15 protein-coding genes are annotated in these 18,174 nt (G+C 61.1%); all 15 read left to right on the top strand.

The window, feature by feature from the left end:
- Position 1: 1 nt before the first annotated feature.
- The gene (abc-f, locus tag ACI3L3_RS13495) at positions 2 to 1,936 is read left to right on the top strand and encodes a ribosomal protection-like ABC-F family protein (RefSeq protein WP_404845664.1); all 1,935 of its coding nucleotides are present in this window, start codon (positions 2 to 4) and stop codon (positions 1,934 to 1,936) included.
- Between the two features lie 177 nt (positions 1,937 to 2,113).
- Entirely contained in the window at positions 2,114 to 2,518 is a 405-nt protein-coding gene (locus ACI3L3_RS13500; protein ID WP_404845665.1) for a YccF domain-containing protein, read from the top strand.
- Positions 2,519 to 2,700: 182 nt separating this feature from the next.
- Positions 2,701 to 4,995: an N-acetylmuramoyl-L-alanine amidase gene (locus tag ACI3L3_RS13505; protein ID WP_404845666.1), complete on the top strand. Its 2,295-nt coding sequence runs from the start codon at positions 2,701 to 2,703 to the stop codon at positions 4,993 to 4,995.
- A 242-nt stretch (positions 4,996 to 5,237) separates the two neighbouring features.
- Positions 5,238 to 6,053: a response regulator gene (locus tag ACI3L3_RS13510; protein WP_404845667.1), complete on the top strand. Its 816-nt coding sequence runs from the start codon at positions 5,238 to 5,240 to the stop codon at positions 6,051 to 6,053.
- Positions 6,054 to 6,352: 299 nt separating this feature from the next.
- The gene (locus tag ACI3L3_RS13515) at positions 6,353 to 7,405 is read left to right on the top strand and encodes a threonine aldolase family protein (RefSeq protein WP_404845668.1); all 1,053 of its coding nucleotides are present in this window, start codon (positions 6,353 to 6,355) and stop codon (positions 7,403 to 7,405) included.
- A 211-nt stretch (positions 7,406 to 7,616) separates the two neighbouring features.
- The gene (locus tag ACI3L3_RS13520) at positions 7,617 to 8,345 is read left to right on the top strand and encodes an amino acid ABC transporter ATP-binding protein (RefSeq protein ID WP_404845669.1); all 729 of its coding nucleotides are present in this window, start codon (positions 7,617 to 7,619) and stop codon (positions 8,343 to 8,345) included.
- Positions 8,346 to 8,429: 84 nt separating this feature from the next.
- Complete coding sequence (locus tag ACI3L3_RS13525; RefSeq protein ID WP_404845670.1) at positions 8,430 to 9,257, top strand: ABC transporter substrate-binding protein; 828 nt, start codon at positions 8,430 to 8,432, stop codon at positions 9,255 to 9,257.
- 79 nt (positions 9,258 to 9,336) lie between these two features.
- Complete coding sequence (locus ACI3L3_RS13530; RefSeq protein ID WP_404845671.1) at positions 9,337 to 11,133, top strand: amino acid ABC transporter permease; 1,797 nt, start codon at positions 9,337 to 9,339, stop codon at positions 11,131 to 11,133.
- Between the two features lie 18 nt (positions 11,134 to 11,151).
- Positions 11,152 to 11,637, top strand: a complete 486-nt coding sequence (locus ACI3L3_RS13535; protein ID WP_404845672.1) for an asparaginase domain-containing protein — start codon at positions 11,152 to 11,154, stop codon at positions 11,635 to 11,637.
- A 310-nt stretch (positions 11,638 to 11,947) separates the two neighbouring features.
- Entirely contained in the window at positions 11,948 to 12,760 is an 813-nt protein-coding gene (locus tag ACI3L3_RS13540; protein WP_404845673.1) for a PstS family phosphate ABC transporter substrate-binding protein, read from the top strand.
- 128 nt (positions 12,761 to 12,888) lie between these two features.
- Entirely contained in the window at positions 12,889 to 13,782 is an 894-nt protein-coding gene (gene pstC, locus ACI3L3_RS13545) for a phosphate ABC transporter permease subunit PstC (RefSeq protein ID WP_404845674.1), read from the top strand.
- 135 nt (positions 13,783 to 13,917) lie between these two features.
- The gene (pstA, locus tag ACI3L3_RS13550; RefSeq protein WP_404845824.1) at positions 13,918 to 14,736 is read left to right on the top strand and encodes a phosphate ABC transporter permease PstA; all 819 of its coding nucleotides are present in this window, start codon (positions 13,918 to 13,920) and stop codon (positions 14,734 to 14,736) included.
- A gap of 147 nt (positions 14,737 to 14,883) precedes the next feature.
- Positions 14,884 to 15,567 carry a response regulator gene (locus tag ACI3L3_RS13555; RefSeq protein WP_404845675.1) on the top strand — a complete coding sequence of 228 codons (684 nt, stop codon included), beginning with the start codon at positions 14,884 to 14,886 and terminating at the stop codon, positions 15,565 to 15,567.
- A 12-nt stretch (positions 15,568 to 15,579) separates the two neighbouring features.
- On the top strand, positions 15,580 to 17,403 hold the full coding sequence (locus tag ACI3L3_RS13560) for an ATP-binding protein (RefSeq protein WP_404845676.1): 1,824 nt from the start codon (positions 15,580 to 15,582) through the stop codon (positions 17,401 to 17,403).
- A gap of 3 nt (positions 17,404 to 17,406) precedes the next feature.
- Positions 17,407 to 18,168 carry a phosphate ABC transporter ATP-binding protein PstB gene (gene pstB / locus ACI3L3_RS13565; RefSeq protein WP_404845677.1) on the top strand — a complete coding sequence of 254 codons (762 nt, stop codon included), beginning with the start codon at positions 17,407 to 17,409 and terminating at the stop codon, positions 18,166 to 18,168.
- Positions 18,169 to 18,174: the final 6 nt, after the last annotated feature.

The raw sequence follows: 18,174 nt of genomic DNA on the forward strand, positions 1-18,174 counted from the left end.
CGTGGCGCTCATTAGCATCAAGGATATTCGGCTGGCCTTTTCCGACGCACCCGTTCTGGACGGCGTCAGCATGCAGATTGAGGCCGGGGAACGCGTGTGCCTTGTCGGCCGCAATGGCGAGGGCAAGTCCTCGCTTATGCGCGTGGTCACCGGGGACATGAAGCCTGACGGCGGCGAGATTGCCATCGGCAAAGGCGTGCGTGTTGCCCGTCTGTCGCAGGACGTGCCGCAGAACATCACCGGAAGCGTGTTTGAGGTGGTGGCCACCGGCATTGGCGAGATGGGCACCGCCCTCTACGATTACCGCTCCGCCGTGGCCGCTGTGGAGCGCGACGCCTCGGCCATGCCCGCACTGGAGGCGGCCCAGCAGGCCGTTGACGCCAGCGGCGGTTGGGAATCCTACCGCACGGTGGAGACGGTGCTCTCGCGCCTGAAGCTGGACGCGGATGCCGAGTTCGCCACGCTGTCCGGCGGCCTGAAGCGCCGCGTTATGCTGGCCCGCGCTCTTGCCAGCGATCCGGATGTCCTGCTCCTTGACGAGCCCACGAACCATCTGGACATCGACTCCATCACGTGGCTGGAGGAATTCCTGCTCCGCCACGTGAAGACCCTCTTCTTCGTCACCCACGACCGCGCGCTGCTCCAAAAGCTGGCGACCCGCATTGTGGAGTTGGACCGAGGCCACCTGGCCGATTGGCGGTGCGACTACCAGACCTACCTCACGCGCAAGGAGGAACTCCTGCACGCCGAGGAAAAGGAATGGGACCGCTTCGACATTAAGCTGGCCGAGGAAGAGCAGTGGCTGCGCAAGGGCGTCACCGCCCGCCGTCGCCGCAACATGGGCCGTCTGCGCGACCTCAAGAAAATGCGCGAACAGCGCAAGGCCCGGCGCTACCGTCCCGGACAGGCCAAGATGCAGCTGCAGGAGGCCGGGCTGTCCGGCAAGCTGGTGGCCGAGGGGCAGGACCTGACCGTGGCCTTTGACGGCGCCCCGGTGTTCAGCAATTTTACCACCGCCATCATGCGCGGGGACAAGGTGGGCATCATTGGCCCCAACGGCGCAGGCAAGACCACGCTGCTGCGCACCCTGCTGGGCAAGCAGACCCCGGACAGCGGCGCCGTACGCCTTGGCACCAATCTGGAGATTGCCTACTTCGACCAGCTGCGCGCCAGCCTCGACATGGACGCCCGCGCCTATGACGTGGTGGGCGACGGGCAGGAGTGGGTGACTGTGGACGGCAACAAGCGCCACGTTATGGGCTACTTGCAGGACTTTCTGTTCACGCGCGACCGTGCCCGGAGCAAAGTCCACACCCTGTCCGGCGGCGAGCGCAACAGGTTGCTCCTTGCCAAGCTGTTCACGCGTCCGTCCAACGTCCTCGTCCTTGACGAACCCACCAACGACCTCGACGCCGAAACGCTGGACCTGCTGGAAGAACTGCTGATGCAGTACACCGGCACCGTGCTGGTGGTCAGCCATGACCGCGCCTTCCTCAACAATGTGGTCACCTCCACCATCGCCTTTGAGGCGGACGGCGTGGTGCGTGAATACGTTGGCGGCTATGACGACTGGCTGCGTCAACGGCAGCAGGACGAGGAGAGCGCCGGTCCCAAAAAGGCCGAAGCGCCAAAACCCCGCCAGCGCCCCCGCGCCGACGGCAAGCGCAAGCTGACCTTCAACGAACAGCGCGAGCGCGACGCCCTGCAATCGGAATTGGACGAGACCCCGGCGCGCATCGAAGCCATGGAGGCCGCCCTTGAAGACCTCAGCGCCAAGCTGGCGGACCCGGACTTCTACCAGCGCGACCCCGCTGGCTTTGAGGCCGCAACGCAGAATCTTGGCAAAGCCGAAGCTGAGCTTGACGCCGCCCTTGAGCGGTGGGAGGAAATAGAAAGCCGTTTGGCGGAGTTGTCGGAAGACGGCCCGGCCGCGTAGGCTGGTGAAGACGGCATTCTGCCGCAAGCGTCGCGCACGGCTCGGCCACGAGTACAGGCCCTGCGCACTGGGCGCAGTGCTCCGCGCCGCGTTCCGCCGGTTTTACGCCGCCCACGGTGGTGATTGTGGAGCGGACAGCTTGGGGCGCATGGCCCCAAAGGACAAAGGGAGACGCGTATGATCCGCATGCTGCTGAATATCCTGTGGCTTGTTCTTGGCGGCCTGCCCATGGCCATCGGCTGGTGGCTGTCCGGTGTGGTCATGATTGTGACCATCATTGGCATCCCGTGGGCGCGGTCCTGCTTTGTTATCGGCACGTTTGCCCTGTGGCCCTTTGGGCGCGAGGTGGCCGACCGCCGCGACGTGACCGGGCGTGAGGACATTGGCACCGGCCCGCTTGGCATGCTCGGCAATGTGATTTGGTTCATCCTTGCGGGCATTTGGCTGGCAATTGGGCACCTTGTGGCCGCTCTGGCCAATTTCATTACCATCATTGGTATTCCCTTTGGTTTCCAGCACTTGAAGCTGGCCGTCATCTCCCTTGCGCCCATCGGCAAGACCGTTGTGGTGCGCGAGGGGTAGCGCGCTGCGCGTTGAGGGCGGCAAAGCCGCGTGTGGCGGGCTTTCGTCCGTCATATGGCCCGGTGTGGCCCATGGGGTTGCACAGTCGGTGGAATCGCGGGTATATGTGCGGAGGCAAAGACAATTTCAGCCGAGTTCACGGCTCGCCTGCAACCTTACACACGGCAACCTGCACGGTGTTCATGCATAGACGATACACTCTCCCTTCCACATCCCGCGGCGTCATGCGCCGCGTTCAGGCCCGGTGCATCATTGTCCTGCTCATGGCGGGGCTGATGCTGTCCATGACCGCTGTGGCCCACGCCGCCAGCCAGCGCACTGCGTTTCTCGACGCGGTGTCACGTTTTAAAAAGGTTGGGGCGTCTTCAAGTTTGGCCCAGCGCCGGGATATGTGGAAGGATGTGCACTCGCGCTTTCGGCGTGTGTTGAACATGAATCCGGGCAGTGGCTATGGGCCGAAGTCCCTGTACTACATGGCCCGCTGTTATGAGGAGCTTGCCGAGCGCTCATGGTTGAAGTCCGACGCGCGCGAGGCCGTGGACGCCTTCCAGCGCGCGGTAAACCATTTCCCCGCGCGGCATAGCTGGGTGGATGATTGCCTCTACCGCAAGGCCGCGCTGTCCTATTCGCGCCTTGGCGACGCCGCCGGGGCGCGTTCGGATTTGGAGCGCTTGCTCCGGTCCTATCCCCGTGGCGATTATGCCGGGCGCGCCAAAAAGCTCCTTGCCGAGGTCAAGAAAAAAGCCCCGGCGGTGACGCGTCCTGCGCCCACCAAATCTGTCTCCATGTCCTCGTCGGTCCTGCGCCGCGAATACACGCGCGCCGTGGACCGCTTTAAGGCGTTGCAGCGCGACCGCCGCGCCCAGCGCGATGATTTTTTGCGTTTGGCGCGGGAGTTCAACCGCCTGTCCCGCGTGCGGGGCGGGGGCGTGTATGCTGCGCGCTCTGCGTACTTTGAGGGCTATACCTACGACGAACTTGGCCGCCGGTCCGGGCGGCGGGACGACTCCCGCCTTGCCGCCGAAAAGTACCAGCGCGCCCACGATATGTTTGACGAGGATGACTCATGGCGCGATGACGCGCTCTTCCGCAAGGGCGAGGTGGAATACACAGCCCTTGGCGATGAGAATCAGGCCTATGCGGACCTGCTGCGTCTTGTGCGCGACTACCCAAAGGGAGACCGCTACGCCGACGCCAAGCGCCTGCTGCGCAAGATGGACCACGCCCGTGTGACATCCAAGCCCAAAGCCAAGAAAAAGCCCGCCGCCACGGCCGCGGCTCCGGCGGACTCCGGCGATACGGCGCGGCTGGTGAACATCCGCCACCGCAGTGGTGACGACTTCACCCGTGTGGTGCTGGATATGGACCGGTCCGTGAAGTTTGAGGACCACTCCCTGCCGCCGGACCCGTCCCACAATAAGCCCCACCGCATGTTCATCGACCTTGAGGGAACGCGCCTTGCGCCGGACCTCGCCGCGCGGGTGAGTGTGAAGGACGGCATCCTGAGCGGCGTGCGCGCCGGCCAAAATGATGTGAAGACCGCGCGGGTGGTGCTCGATTTTCAGCGCCTGAACAAATACCACCTGTTCACGCTGGAAAACCCTTTCCGCATCGTCATTGATGTGTTTGCCGAGCAGCGCGCTGCAGGCGCGGCCCCGGTCAAGAAGACCAAATGGCCCAAAATGCCCGACGCCAACCACAAGCCCACCACCAAGGACAAGCAGGTGGCCAAGGATGTGCTGGCGCAGTTGGGGATGACCATCGGCACCATTATGATTGACGCCGGTCACGGCGGCAAAGACCCGGGCGCGCTGGACTATGTCTACTACAAGGACAAGCGCGGCCGGAAAAAGCGCCGCATCCGCACCATGGAAAAGGACGTCACCCTGAGCCTTGCGCGCATCCTTGGGGCCAAGCTCCAAAGCCGCGGCTTCCGCGTCCTGTACACGCGCACCGGGGACACCAAAGTCCAGCTGGAAGACAGGGCCATGGCCGCCAACATTAAAAAGGCGGACCTGTTCATCTCCCTGCACTGCAACGCCAACCGGCGTTCGTCCGTGCGCGGCTTTGAAACGTACTACCTTGGCAAGGCGCGCAACGACATTGTCCTGCGCCTTGCGGCCAAGGAAAACGACGTGGACCCCATGCGCATCAGCGATACGCAGAAAATCGTCATGGACCTGGTGCACAGCTTTAAGATCCGCGAATCCAAGGTGCTGGCGCAGCACGTGCAGAAAAACTGCGTCACAACGCTCAAGCGCAAGTATAAAGGCGTTCGGGACCATGGCGCGCGCAGTGCGCCGTTCTTCGTGCTCATTGGCGCGCGGATGCCCGCCATCCTCGTGGAAACCGGCTACATCACCAACCCCACGGAAGTGCAGTGGCTGCGCAGTAAGGACTATCTGAACCGGGTGGCCGACGGCATCGTGAAGGGTGTGGAGGCCTACCGCAAGGAATTGGCGCAGGTCGGCCCCTAGACGGGGCGCGAGCGTGGCCCCCAGCACGACAGGCTGGCGGCAAGTGCTTCATACGGCAGCGGAAAATGCCCGCATGCCGGATATTTTTGCGGCCGCCGCATGGCATGCGCCATGCGGCGGCAAAGCGTCAGAAAGTGCTCTTTGCTTTTCTTGTTAGTGGAAATCTGGCATAGACTGACAGGAAGACCTTACCTATTTCCCGGCTGCGACCGTTGCGCCTTGTTGCCGGATGAGAGGGAACTATGGCTCTTGAGAATGAAACGTCACCCGCCATGCGGGTGCTGGTCATCGAAGACAGCGCAGTGCAGGCGAAAATTGTTTCGCGGCACATAGAAGGGCTGAGCAATTTTTCCACCGTGTGGGCCGGGACGCTTGAAGAGGCCCGCTCCGTGGTGGAAGAAATGCGCGAGGAAATCTTCGTGGCCGTGGTGGACCTGAATCTGCCCGATGCGCCCGATGGCGAAGCCGTGGACCTCACCATGTCGTACGGCATTCCCAGCATCGTGCTGACGGCGACCTTCCATGACGATGTGCGCGACTCCCTCCTGGAACGCAACGTGGCCGACTATGTGCTCAAGGAAAGCATGGTGGTGCTGGACAGCGTGGTGAACGCCATCTCCCGGCTGTTCAAGAACCAATTTCTCAAGGCTGTGGTGGTGGACGACTCCCGCGCGGCGCGCAACCTTGTCCGGACCCTTTTGGAGATTCAGAACTTTCAGGTTTTGGAGGCCGAAAACGGGCAGGAGGCGCTGGACATGTTGGCCGAGCACCCCGAGGTCACACTTGTGGTCACGGACTGGGAAATGCCAGTGATGGACGGCTTTCAGCTGTGCAGCGAGGTCCGCAAAACCTACAAGAAGGACCGCCTAGCCATTGTCGGCATCTCCGGCGCGGGCGGCTCGGCCATGACGGCTAAGTTTTTGAAGCTGGGGGCCAACGATTTTCTGGCGAAGCCCTTCTCCGCAGAGGAATTTTCGTGGCGTGTGAACCAAACCATGGAAATGGTGGACCTCGTGAAGGAACTCCACGAATGTAAAAGAGAGCTTAACGGCGAGTAAATCGTCATTCCTGCGACTGTATGGCGGCGGTTCCCATGGCGGGGACCGCCGCTTTTCTTTTGGAAAATGCCCACGGCCGCATGCCCCAAAACACCCGTGAAACGGGCAATACCATTGCACCTGCGATAATGTGCCAAGGCTGGTTGCTGTTGATTGAGTGACCAATTTTTGCCATTGGCGTCAAAAAATGTTCCCGCAGTGTGCGAGAAAATGTTGCACTTTACGATAGTGTCATTTCGGGGTAATGATTTCGCGGTAATTCATCGCAACACTCTCGATTTCTGTAAGGATAGAACCAGATGGCTTTAGACAAAACCTTTGCAAGCGATAACAACTCAGGCGTGCACCACAAGGTGATGGACGCCCTGAGCCGCGCCAACACCGGGCACTGCGTCGCCTATGGCGACGACGACTTCACCCGGACGGCGCGCGGGCGCTTTGCACAGGTCTTCGGTGACGATGCGCAGGTGTTTTTCGTCTATAACGGCACCGGGGCCAATGTGTCGGCCCTGTCCGCCATGCGGCGCTCGTTTCAGGGCGTTTTGTGCGCGGATTGCGCCCACATCAATGTGGATGAGGGCGGCGCGCCCGAGGCCTTTATGGGCTCCAAGCTGTTGCCGTGCCAGACGGTTAACGGCAAGCTCTCGCCAGAGTCCATGAAACCCCACCTGCACGCCCTTGGCTTTCAGCACTGTTCCCAGCCCCGCGTGGTGTCCATCACGCAGGCTACGGAGCTTGGCACCCTGTACACGCCGGATGAAATCCGGGCCATTGTGGACTTTGCCCACGACCATGGTTTTCTTGTGCACATGGACGGCGCGCGCCTTGCCAATGCGGCGGCCGCGCTGGAGGTGCCCCTTGCCGCGCTTACCTCGCAGGCCGGGGTGGACGTGTTGTCCTTTGGCGGCACCAAAAACGGCCTTATGTTTGGTGAGGCCGTGGTGGTGTTTCGCCCCGAGCTTGCCGGGGAGTTCCCCTATGTGCGCAAGCAGTGTGGACAACTGCACAGCAAAATGCGCTTTATCGCGGCGCAGTATGACGCCCTGCTGAGCGATGGCCTGTGGCTGGAGAATGCGCGCCATTCCAACGCCATGGCCCGGCTGCTCGCCACGGAGGCGGCGTCCCTGCCCGGTGTTGAGGTGTCCCGTCCGGTGGAGACCAACGCGGTCTTTGCCCGGGTCCCGCGCGAGGCGATACCCGCCATGCAGGCCGTGTCCTACTTCCATGTATGGGATGAGGCCACGGCCGAAGTGCGCTGGATGTGCTCCTATGACACCACGCCCGGCGATGTCCGGGCCTTTGTGGCCGGGATGCGCGAGGCGCTCCAAATTCAGCCCCAGACAGCAACCTAGAGATACGGCGTGGACGGCGCAGCAGGGTGGAATCCGCAACACATCCGCCAGGCTGCGCAGCCCGCGTTATACACGACGCTGCCGCGCGGAAGGCGCCGCGCGGCGGGGCAGCCCGTCCAGTTGAGGACGGCTTGCCCCGGCCCCAAGCCGCCATTGGCGCGCACGGGGCCACACGCGACAGAGCCGCTTAAGTAGAGAAGGGAGGCCGTTCTTGATTCGTTTCCGCCGGGTCAACAAGTGGTATGGGGATTTCAATGTTCTGCAGAACATCGACCTGCATATCAAAGAGGGTGAAGTCGTCGTGGTCTGCGGACCGAGCGGCTCGGGAAAGAGCACGCTCATCCGCTGCATCAATCGGCTTGAACCTATCCAGGAAGGGGAAATCCTCGTTGACGGCCACAACGTCAACGACCCCAAGACCAATCTGACAATGCTCCGCGCCGAAGTGGGCTTTGTTTTCCAGCAGTTCAATCTGTATCCGCATATGACGGTGCTGGAGAACGTGACCCTCGCGCCGGTGATGGTCCGCGGGCTGGAACGCCGCGAGGCCGAAGACCTTGGCATGGAATACCTCGCCAAGGTCAACATACCGGACAAGGCCGGGCAGTATCCCTGCCAGCTCTCGGGCGGCCAGCAGCAGCGCGTGGCAATTGCGCGCGGCCTCGCCATGCAGCCCAAGATCATGCTCTTCGATGAACCCACATCCGCGCTGGACCCCGAGATGATCAACGAGGTTCTGGACGTGATGAAGACCCTGGCCCGCGAGGGCATGACCATGGTCTGCGTCACCCACGAAATGGGCTTTGCCCGCGAAGTGGCGGACCGCATCATCTTCATGGATGAAGGGATACTCATTGAAGAGAATGCCCCGAGCGAGTTCTTCTCCAACCCGCAAAGCGACCGGGCGAAGGACTTCCTGAGCAAAATCCTGAGTCACTAGCCCGTGGGGCTGTGCTCAGGTTTTTTGTTATGTATTGGCTCTTTGGATTCGGATTCACATCACTCTATTCGCATGGAGGAAGGGATGAAACTGTGGAAATGCGCCGCTTTGGCGTGCCTGACTGTGGCTCTTCTGGCGCAGGCGGCCTTTGCCGGGCCTGTCTGGGACACCATTCAAAAGGACAAGGTGCTGCGCGCCGGCATCATGACCAACTCCATCCCCGGCGCGTTCTATGATGAGAACAACGAGTGGGTGGGCTTTGACGTGGATATCGCCGAGGAAGTGGCAAAGCGCCTTGGCTGCACCCTTGAGCGCGTGGCCGTAACGGACAAAACCCGCATCGCGTTCCTGCAGCAGGGGCGCATTGACATTTCCGTTGCGAACATGACCCACAAGCGCGAGCGCGATAAGTCCATCGACTTTTCCATCACCTACTTCTTCGATGGGCAGAAAATTCTGTGCAAGGATGGGAAGTACGCGGGCTGGAACGACCTTGTGGGCAAAAAGATTGCCACCACGCAGGGCACCACGTCCGAGCTGAACATCAAGGCGCTGCTCAAGAAGCTGGGCGACCCCAACTACCAGAAAAACGTCATTTCCTTCCAGGACTACGCCGCGGCCTTCAACGCCCTGAAGATGGGCCGCGTGCAGGGCTTCACCACCGACTCCACCATCCTGCTTGGCTACGCCGCCAAGGAGCCGGGCAAGTATGAGCTGGTCGGCGATTTCTTCTCCGACGAGCCGTACGGCATCGGCCTGCCCGAGGATGAGTCCAAGCTGCGCGACGCTGTGAACTTTGCGCTGCAGGACATGTGGAAGGACGGCACCTACATGGACATCTACAACAAGTGGTACGGTCCCGACACGCCGTACTCCTTCCCCATGACCGAACAGATCGAAATGTGGCCCTAGCACCGTGCGCTTATAACGCAGCCAACAGCATGAGCCCGGCGCGGTCCGGGCTCATGCCCCTCCCAAACGACTGGATGTCATGATCAGATACTGGATGGAAAAAACCTGGGTGCAATACCTTGTCCTGCTGCTCATCGTGCTGGGCATGGTGTATTACTGGGGCTTTGTTTTCGACTTTGGCTATACGTTCGACTGGAGCGTTTTATTCGTTACCAACGAGACCTACGGCCAGCACATGGGGCTTATGCTGCTCCATGGCCTGACGGTCACGATAGAGATTACCATCATCAGCTCGTGTATCGCCCTTGCCCTTGGGACGATATTCGGTCTTATGCGCGTCTCGTCGTTTAAACCTGCCTATTATTTCTCCACCGCGTGTGTGGAGTTTTTCCGCAATACGCCGCTTTTGGTGCAGCTGTTCTTCTGGTATTTCGCCATGCCCATGGCCCTGCCCGAAGCCGCGCGGGAATGGATATTCGAGCGCAATTTTGAGTTCTGGAGCGCCACCATCGGCCTGTCCATCTACACGGCGGCCTTTATGGCCGAGGTCATCCGCGCCGGACTCCAGTCTATTCCCAAGGGCCTGTTGGAGGCCGCCTACTCCAGCGGCCTCAACTACACGCAGGTGCTGCGCAAAATCATTCTGCCCGTGGCGTTTCGCGCCATCATCCCGCCCCTTGGTAGTGAGTTCCTCAACAATATGAAGAACTCCTCCCTTGCCATGGTTGTTGGTGTGTCCGAAGTGGTGTGGTCCATGCAGAACGTGGAGTCCCTCACCTTTAAGGGGTTCGAGGCCTCCACGGCGGCCAGCGTCATCTATCTTTCCCTGTCTCTTGTCATTTCGTCCGTGCTGAACGCGGTGAACCAGCGCCTGCGCATCGCGCCGGGCCAGCGCCGTCCCTTAGGGGAGCGGGTGCTTGGCATGGTGGTGGATCCCGCCGCCGGGGCCATGCGTATGTGCACGCGTCCCGTGCGCCGCGAGATGCGCCGCAGGCAGCGCGCAACCCGCGCCGGAGTGGTGGTCCGCACCGGCTGGAAGGCCGTGGCCTGCGTGTGGGGCCGGCAGTTGTGGCGGGGGCTGGTGCTCTCGGCCAAGACGCTGTTTATTCTGGGCCTTCTTGGGCTGGGCTACGCCATTGCCATTGCGCTGTACCATTACAACTGGGACGTCATCTGGGACAGCCTGCCGCAGCTTTTGGTGTGGCGCTTCCCCAATGGCAACCACAATGAACTCTTCTGGGGGCTGGGCGGCCTGTCGTACTCCGTGCTTATGGCCGTTATCGCCATCAGTGTGAGTTTTTTCATCGGTATTGTGGTCGCCCTTGGCCGCACGTCCAAGAATGCGCTGCTGCGCGTGCCGTGTCTTGTGTACATTGAGGTCATCCGCGGCAATCCGCTCATTATGGTCATTTTCTGGATCTACTTCTTCATCCCCATTTTGACCGGGGCGTTTTTGGATGTGTTCTGGAGCGCGACGCTGGCGCTGACGGTGTTTACCGGCGCGTACCTAGCGGAAATCATCCGCTCCGGTATTGAGAATCTGCCCCCCGGCCAGAAGGAAGCCGCCCTGTCCACGGGGCTGACCTACTGGCAGACCATGCGCAAAATCATCCTGCCGCAGGCCCTCAAGCAGATGATTCCCGCCATTGTTGGGCAGTTTATCGCCATCTTCAAGGACACCTCGTTGGCCTACGTCATCGGCGTGCTGGAGCTGACCTTTGTGGCGCAGGGGCTGGATAACCGTTTGATGGTGTATTCCTTTGAGATTTACACGACTGTGGCCTTCCTGTACTTCGTCTGCTGTTACACCATGAGTGTGTACGCCAACAGGCTTGAACGCAGGCTGTCGCCGGAACGGACCCGGCTGCAGATGTAACTATCAGGAGGCACTGGCATGATTCGCATTCTCGTCACCGGCGGTACGCTGGACAAGGAATACAACCAGCTGGACGGTGAGTTGGTCTTCACCAAGACGCATATCGCCGACATCCTGACGCAGGCCAAGTGCACGGCCGAGGTCACCATTGAAACGGTTATGCTTAAGGACAGCCTGCACATGGTGGATGCCGACAGGCAAAGCATTCTGGAGAGCATCCGGCGGTGCCCGGAGGACAAGGTCATCGTCACCCACGGTACGGATACCATGCCCGAAACCGCCGCAGTGGTGGGGCAGGCCGTCACGGACAAGACCGTTGTCTTTGTGGGGGCCATGGTGCCGTATTCCTTTGTGAATTCCGATGCCCTGTTTAATTTGGGCTGCGCCTTTACGGCGGTGCAGGTGCTGCCGCGCGGCAGCTACATCACCATGAATGGCAAGGTGTTCCAGTGGGATAACGTGCGCAAGAACCGCCAGAAAGGGGAGTTTGAACCCCTGAGTTAACTCCGGCCACATCCGGAGAATATGACGCGCCACAAGGCCCGCCGCATATGCGGCGGGCCTTTTTGTGTGCTATAGATGGGGCGTTATCTGTTTGCAACATATGTCGTGAGCCGCCGTCATACTACAGCTCCCGTGCTTTCGCCCGCTTGGGGCCACCTGCCGCGCCGCGCCGACCTCCATCGCCGCAACATGTCACGAACTCTCCCATATCCCGTCACATACTCGTCACAGTGCGTCCCTAGATAGAGGATGCGACGACGGTGGTTATCAGAATCGTCACATACAAGAACAATCCATTTGGAGGAAAGGTATGCGGATCAAACATCTCCTGCTGACGGCGGCGCTGGTGCTGACCATGGTGTCCAGCTCCTTTGCGGCCAGCCTGAGCGTCAAAGGCTCCACGACTGTGCTCCCCATTATGCAACGCGCTGTTGAGGCCTACCAGAAAGCCAATCCCGGTATGTCCATCTCGGTCTCCGGCGGCGGCTCCGGCAACGGCATCAAAGCCATCATCGACGGCACCACCGATGTGGCCATGGCGTCCCGCTTCATGAAGGGCAAGGAAGTGAAGCTGGCCATGGAAAAGGGCGTTTACCCCGTTCCCTTCGCCGTTGGCATCGACGCGCTGGTTCCCGTTGTGCATCCCTCCAACCCCGTGAGCAACCTCACCCGCGCCCAGCTCAAGGCCATCTATAAGGGCGAGGTGAAAAACTGGAAGGACGTCGGCGGCCCGGACCGCAAGATTGTTGTCATCTCCCGCGATACCTCCTCCGGGACCTACGAGACCTGGGAAGGCAAAATCATGAATAAGGAGCGCGTGTACGCCGGCGCTCTGCTGCAGGCCTCCAACGGGGCCGTGGTGCAGGCCGTGTCCAAGAACAAGTACGCCATCGGCTACATCGGCTACGGCTACCTGGACAGCTCCACCAAGGCCGTGACCGTGGACGGCGTTGAAGGCAACCCCGAAACCGCCTCCAGCGGCGAGTACCCCATCTCCCGTTACCTCTACATCTTCACCAAGGGCTGGCCCAAGGGTGAGACCGCCAAGTTCGTGATGTACCTTGTGAACCCCCGTCAGGGTCAGAAGCACGTCAAGGACGCGGGCTACGTTCCTCTGTACTAAATAACAGCCGAGCGCAGGCCGCACCCGGACCTGCGCACAGGGCGCCCCCTTCACGCTCGCCGGAGCGTGGAGGGGGCCAGCTTGCGAACATGGCCGGACAGACCGGCCATACTTGAGAGAGGATTCCAATGGCACTGAGTCGACAAATCAAAGAGCGGGCTATCCGTGCCGGGTTCTTTACCACGGCGTTTACATCCATCTTTGTGCTCGCGCTGATTCTGTTCTTCCTGTTCAAGGAGGGACTGCCCATATTCGATGTGTACCCCATCAAAAAATTTCTTTTTGGTACGGAGTGGTACCCCACGGCAGATCCGCCGGACTTCGGCATTTTCCCGCTGCTGGTTGGGTCCATTTTGGTCACGGTGGCGTCATCTGCCATCGCCATTCCCCTTGGGGTGATGACGGCCATTTATCTGGCCGAGATTGCCTCGCACCGGGTGCGCAGCATCGTCAAACCCATGGTGGAACTGCTGGCCGCGTTGCCGTCTGTTGTCATCGGCTTCTTCGGCATGGTGGTGTTCGCGCCGTTTTTGCAGAACTGGCTGGACGTGGCCACGGGGCTGAACCTCTTTAACGCGGCGGTGATGCTGGCGTTTATGAGTGTGCCCACCATTTGCTCCATCTCCGAGGACGCCATCTACGGCGTGCCCAATGAGCTGAAAGAAGCCTCCTTGGCCCTGGGGGCCACCCACTGGGAGACCATCTTTAAGGTTGTGCTTCCTGCCAGCCTGTCCGGCATCTCCACAGGCGTCATCCTTGGCATGTCGCGCGCCATTGGCGAGACCATGGTCGTGCTGATGGTGGCGGGCGGCGCGGGGCTTATTCCGGAATCCATTTTCGACCCGGTGCGGCCCATGCCTGCGTCCATCGCGGCGGAAATGGCCGAGGCCCCGTTCCAGGGCGACCACTACTACGCGCTGTTTGCCACGGGCATCGTGCTCTTTCTCTTTACCCTGCTGTTCAACGTGCTGGCCGACTACATCGCGGAGAAGCACAAGCAGGTAGGCGCCGCCACGCTGTAGGCCGCACGAAGGAATCGATTCATGACAACGGAAACAACAATGAATGGACGGGAGTCTGCCGTGGGTACCGCCGAATCCACTTCCCCGGATATGACCATGAATGGCAAGGGCGTCCGCAGCGCTGTGGAAAAGATCATGTTTGGTCTGTTCCGCGGGGCCTCGGGCATTAACGGGCTGGCGCTCATCATCATCTGCGCCTTTTTGCTCTACAACGGTCTGCCCGCCATCTCGTGGGAGTTTTTGACCGAAGCGCCGCGCAATTCCATGACCGAGGGCGGTATCTTCCCCTGCATTGTGGGGACGTTTATCCTCTCCTTTGGCGCGATGTTGGTGGCGTTTCCCCTTGGTGTGGCCTCGGCCGTGTACCTGAACGAGTACGCCACCTCGCGCAAGATGGTGCGCGTTATCCGCCTTGGCATCAATAACCTCGCCGGGGTGCCGTCGGTGGTCTTCGGCCTGTTTGGGCTGGCCTTCTTTGTGACGTTCATGAAGATGGGCGTCAGCATCCTTGCGGGTGTGTTGACCCTTGGCGCTTTGGTGCTGCCTGTCATCATCGGCACGGCGGAGGAAGCCCTGCGGACGGTGCCGGACACCTACCGCGAGGCGTCCCTTGGCCTTGGCGCGACCAAGTGGCAGACCGTGCGCAGCGTGGTGCTGCCTGCGGCGCTGCCGGGCATGCTGACGGGCGCCATCCTTGGCCTGTCGCGCGCGGCGGGCGAAACCGCGGCCGTTATGTTCACGGCCTCGGTGTTCTATACCCCCAAGATGCCGAACTCTATCTTCAGCGACGTTATGGCCCTGCCGTACCATGTGTACGTGCTGGCAACGGCGGGTACGGAAATAGAGAAAACCCGTCCTTTGCAGTACGGCACGGCGCTGGTGCTCATCGGCCTTGTGCTGGGCATGAATATTTTCGCCATCTGGCTGCGCGCCCGTTTGCAGAACAAGCGCTAACCGGTCATCAGGAAGTGAGCAGTGGCGGGACTTTGCGCGGGTGTGCAAAATGTGTAACGTAATTGTAACACTGTAACAATACGCACGTCACAGTGGTGGTGTTGAAACACAAGCGTCACACATGCACGTACTCAGTCTGGAGAGCACATGGCCAACGAAAATATTCTGATTGTGGAAGACGACGAAGACATCCTGCAATTGTTGTCGTTCAACTTCGAGTCCGCAGGGTTTGTGGTGAACACCGCGCGCGATGGCAAGGACGGCCTCATGAAGGCGCGGGAAAAGCACCCCGACATCGTCCTGCTGGACCTGATGCTGCCGGGGATGGACGGCTTTGAGGTGTGCCGCGAACTCAAGCGAGAGGAAACCACCTCCGCCATTCCGGTCATCATGCTCACAGCGCGCGGGCAGGAAGTGGACCGCATTGTGGGGCTGGAGCTGGGCGCGGACGACTATGTGGTCAAGCCCTTCAGCTTCCGCGAACTGATGCTGCGCGTGCGCGCCGTACTGCGGCGCGTTGGCGGCATTGCGCCGGAGCGCACCGTGCTGGAGCGCGGCGAGCTGCTGGTGGACCTGGAGGCGCACAAGGTGAGCGTCGGCGGCGACGAGGTGGCCCTGACGGCCACGGAATTCAAGTTGCTGTCCGAGCTTATCTCCTCAAGCCCGCGCGTGCAGACGCGTGACCAGTTGCTGTCCACCGTCTGGGGCTATGAGTTTGAGGGCTACGCCCGCACTGTGGATACCCACGTGCGCCGCCTGCGGCAGAAACTTGGGGACTGCTCCCGCTATGTGGAAACCGTGCGCGGCGTTGGCTACAGGTTTAAGGAGTAGGGCGTGGCGGGCATGTCATTTCGTACACGGCTCCAGCTTGCGTTTATCCTCGTCATTGCTGCGGCCCTGCTGATTCCGGCGCTGTACTCCCGCTACGTTTTTCGCGGGGATGTGCTGGAGGACGCCAAAACCGGCGCGGTGCGCGAGCTGCGCCTTGCCGAACAGCTTCTCATTATCCATGGGAATTTTCCCAGCGAGGAGAGCTTGCACCACTGGCTGGAAGACCTTGGTGTGCGGCTGGACTCCCGCATCACCTACCTGACCCGCGACGGCAGGGTGGTGGCGGATTCCCACGTTGGCTACTCCGTGGTGCCCACGCTGGACAACCACGCCTTCCGCCCGGAAATCGTGCAGAGCGAGTCCCAGCGCTATGGCCTCAGTGTGCGCTACAGCGGCACGCTGGAGCGCAAGCTTGTCTATGCGGCCAAGCGGGTGTCGGGCATTGAGGGACTGCCGGACGGCATCTTGCGCCTCGCCGTGCCCTTTGCCGATGTGCGCGAACGCCTTGATAAAATTTACGACAACGTTGTCTACACCTTTGCCGCCGCCATCTTTTTGGCCTTTGTGCTCAGCTGGGTCATGTCGCGGTCCATGGGCCGCTCCATCAAGGAGATGATTGACGTGGCGCAGGCCATTGGCAACGGCGAGTACGAAAAGCGTCTGCGCTTCTATCCGGGCCGGGAGTTTGAGCCGCTGGCGGATACCATCAACCAGATGGCCAGCTCCATTGAACAGCACGTCTCGGTCATCACCGAGAAGAAGCGCGAGTCCGACGCCATATTGAACGGCATGCGCGAGGGCGTGCTTGTGCTGGACGCCGACGGGCGCATCTCCAAGTACAACCCGGCATTGGCAGGCATCTTTCCGTCATCGCAGGAGATTATAGGCCTGCGTCCGCTGGAGATTGTGCTGTCGCCCGAGCTGCAGCAGGCCTGCGACAAGGTCCTCGCCCCAGACGGCGACAACCGCGCCAAGCTGCAGATCGAGCCGGTGAAGGACCGCGTGTACGAGGTCGCCATTGAACGGCTGGACAACAACAGCGTGGGCCTCGGCGCCATTGTCGTGTTCCACGACATCAGCGAGCTGAAGCGGCTTGAGCGCGTGCGCCGCGATTTTGTGGCCAACGTCTCCCACGAACTGCGCACCCCGCTGACCACCATCAAGGGCTACTCCGAAACCCTGCTGGATAACCACATGGCACGGGGCGAGCGCGCGGAGGCTTTCCTGGAAATTATTCTCAAGAATGCCGACCATATGGCCAAAATGGTGCATGACCTGATGAGCCTCTCCCGTCTTGAGGGCCGCCAGGAGCGCTTCCACATGCAGCGCATCAACGCGCGGGGAGCCATGATGGAGGCCATACGCACCTGTCAGCCCCTTGCTGACGCGGCCGATGTGGCCGTGCACCACGACTTGCCGGAATCCGGCGTGCCCGTGCATGCGGACTTTGACCGCGTGGTGCAGGTGTTCCGCAACCTGCTGGAGAACGCCATCCGCTACAGCCCCGCAGGGACGCAGGTGACCATCTCGTCCCGCGAGGACGGCGATAACGTGGTGTTCAGCGTGGGGGACCACGGTCCCGGCATCCCGCAGGAAGACCGCGAGCGCATCTTTGAACGATTCTATCGAGTGGAAAAACACCGCACCAAGAACGGCAGCGGCTCCACAGGGTTGGGGCTGGCCATCTGCAAGCATATCGTCGAGGCCCACAAGGGGCGCATCTGGGTCGAGGCCCACGACGACGGCAGCTCCGGTGTGGTCTTTCATTTTACACTTTCCGCCGCCCGCTCGGACGAAGCCGGCACGGAACCGACCACGAACGAACAGGAAGCATAACGCATGCAAAAGCCACAGAAAATGGCCGCCAAAGGGCTGGACTTCTATTACGGCGACTTTAAGGCGCTCAAAAACATCAGCCTCGGATTCGGGGAGAATGAGGTCACGGCGCTCATCGGTCCCTCGGGTTGCGGCAAAAGTACCTTTCTGCGCTGTTTGAACCGGATGAACGACCTCATCCTCGGCACCCGCGTGGATGGCGAGGTGACGCTGGACAGCGCCGACATCTACAGCCAAAAGCTGGATGTGGTGGACCTGCGGCGGCGAGTGGGCATGGTGTTCCAAAAGCCCAACCCCTTCCCCAAGTCCATCTTTGAAAACGTCGCCTATGGCCTGCGCGTCAACGGCTGGCGCGACCGCACCCGCATTGCCGAGCGTGTGGAACTCAGCCTCAAGCAGGCCGCCCTCTACGACGAGGTGAAGGACCGCCTTGACGAATCCGCTCTCGGCCTCTCCGGCGGCCAGCAGCAGCGCCTGTGCATTGCCCGCGCCCTCGCCGTGCAGCCGGAAGTGCTGCTCATGGACGAGCCCGCCAGTGCGCTGGACCCCATCGCCACGCAGAAGATTGAGGAACTGGTGCACCAGTTGAAAAAGGACCTCACCATCATCATCGTGACCCATAATATGCAGCAGGCGGCCCGCGTGTCGGATGTGACGGCGTTTTTCTACATGGGGGAACTCATCGAGTCCGACGCCACGGAGACCATCTTCACCAGGCCGCGCCAGAAGCAGACCGAAGACTACATAACCGGCCGATTCGGCTAGGAGGCC

The organism is Desulfobaculum sp. SPO524, assembly GCF_044987625.1.
Taxonomy (GTDB): Bacteria; Desulfobacterota; Desulfovibrionia; order Desulfovibrionales; family Desulfovibrionaceae; genus Desulfobaculum.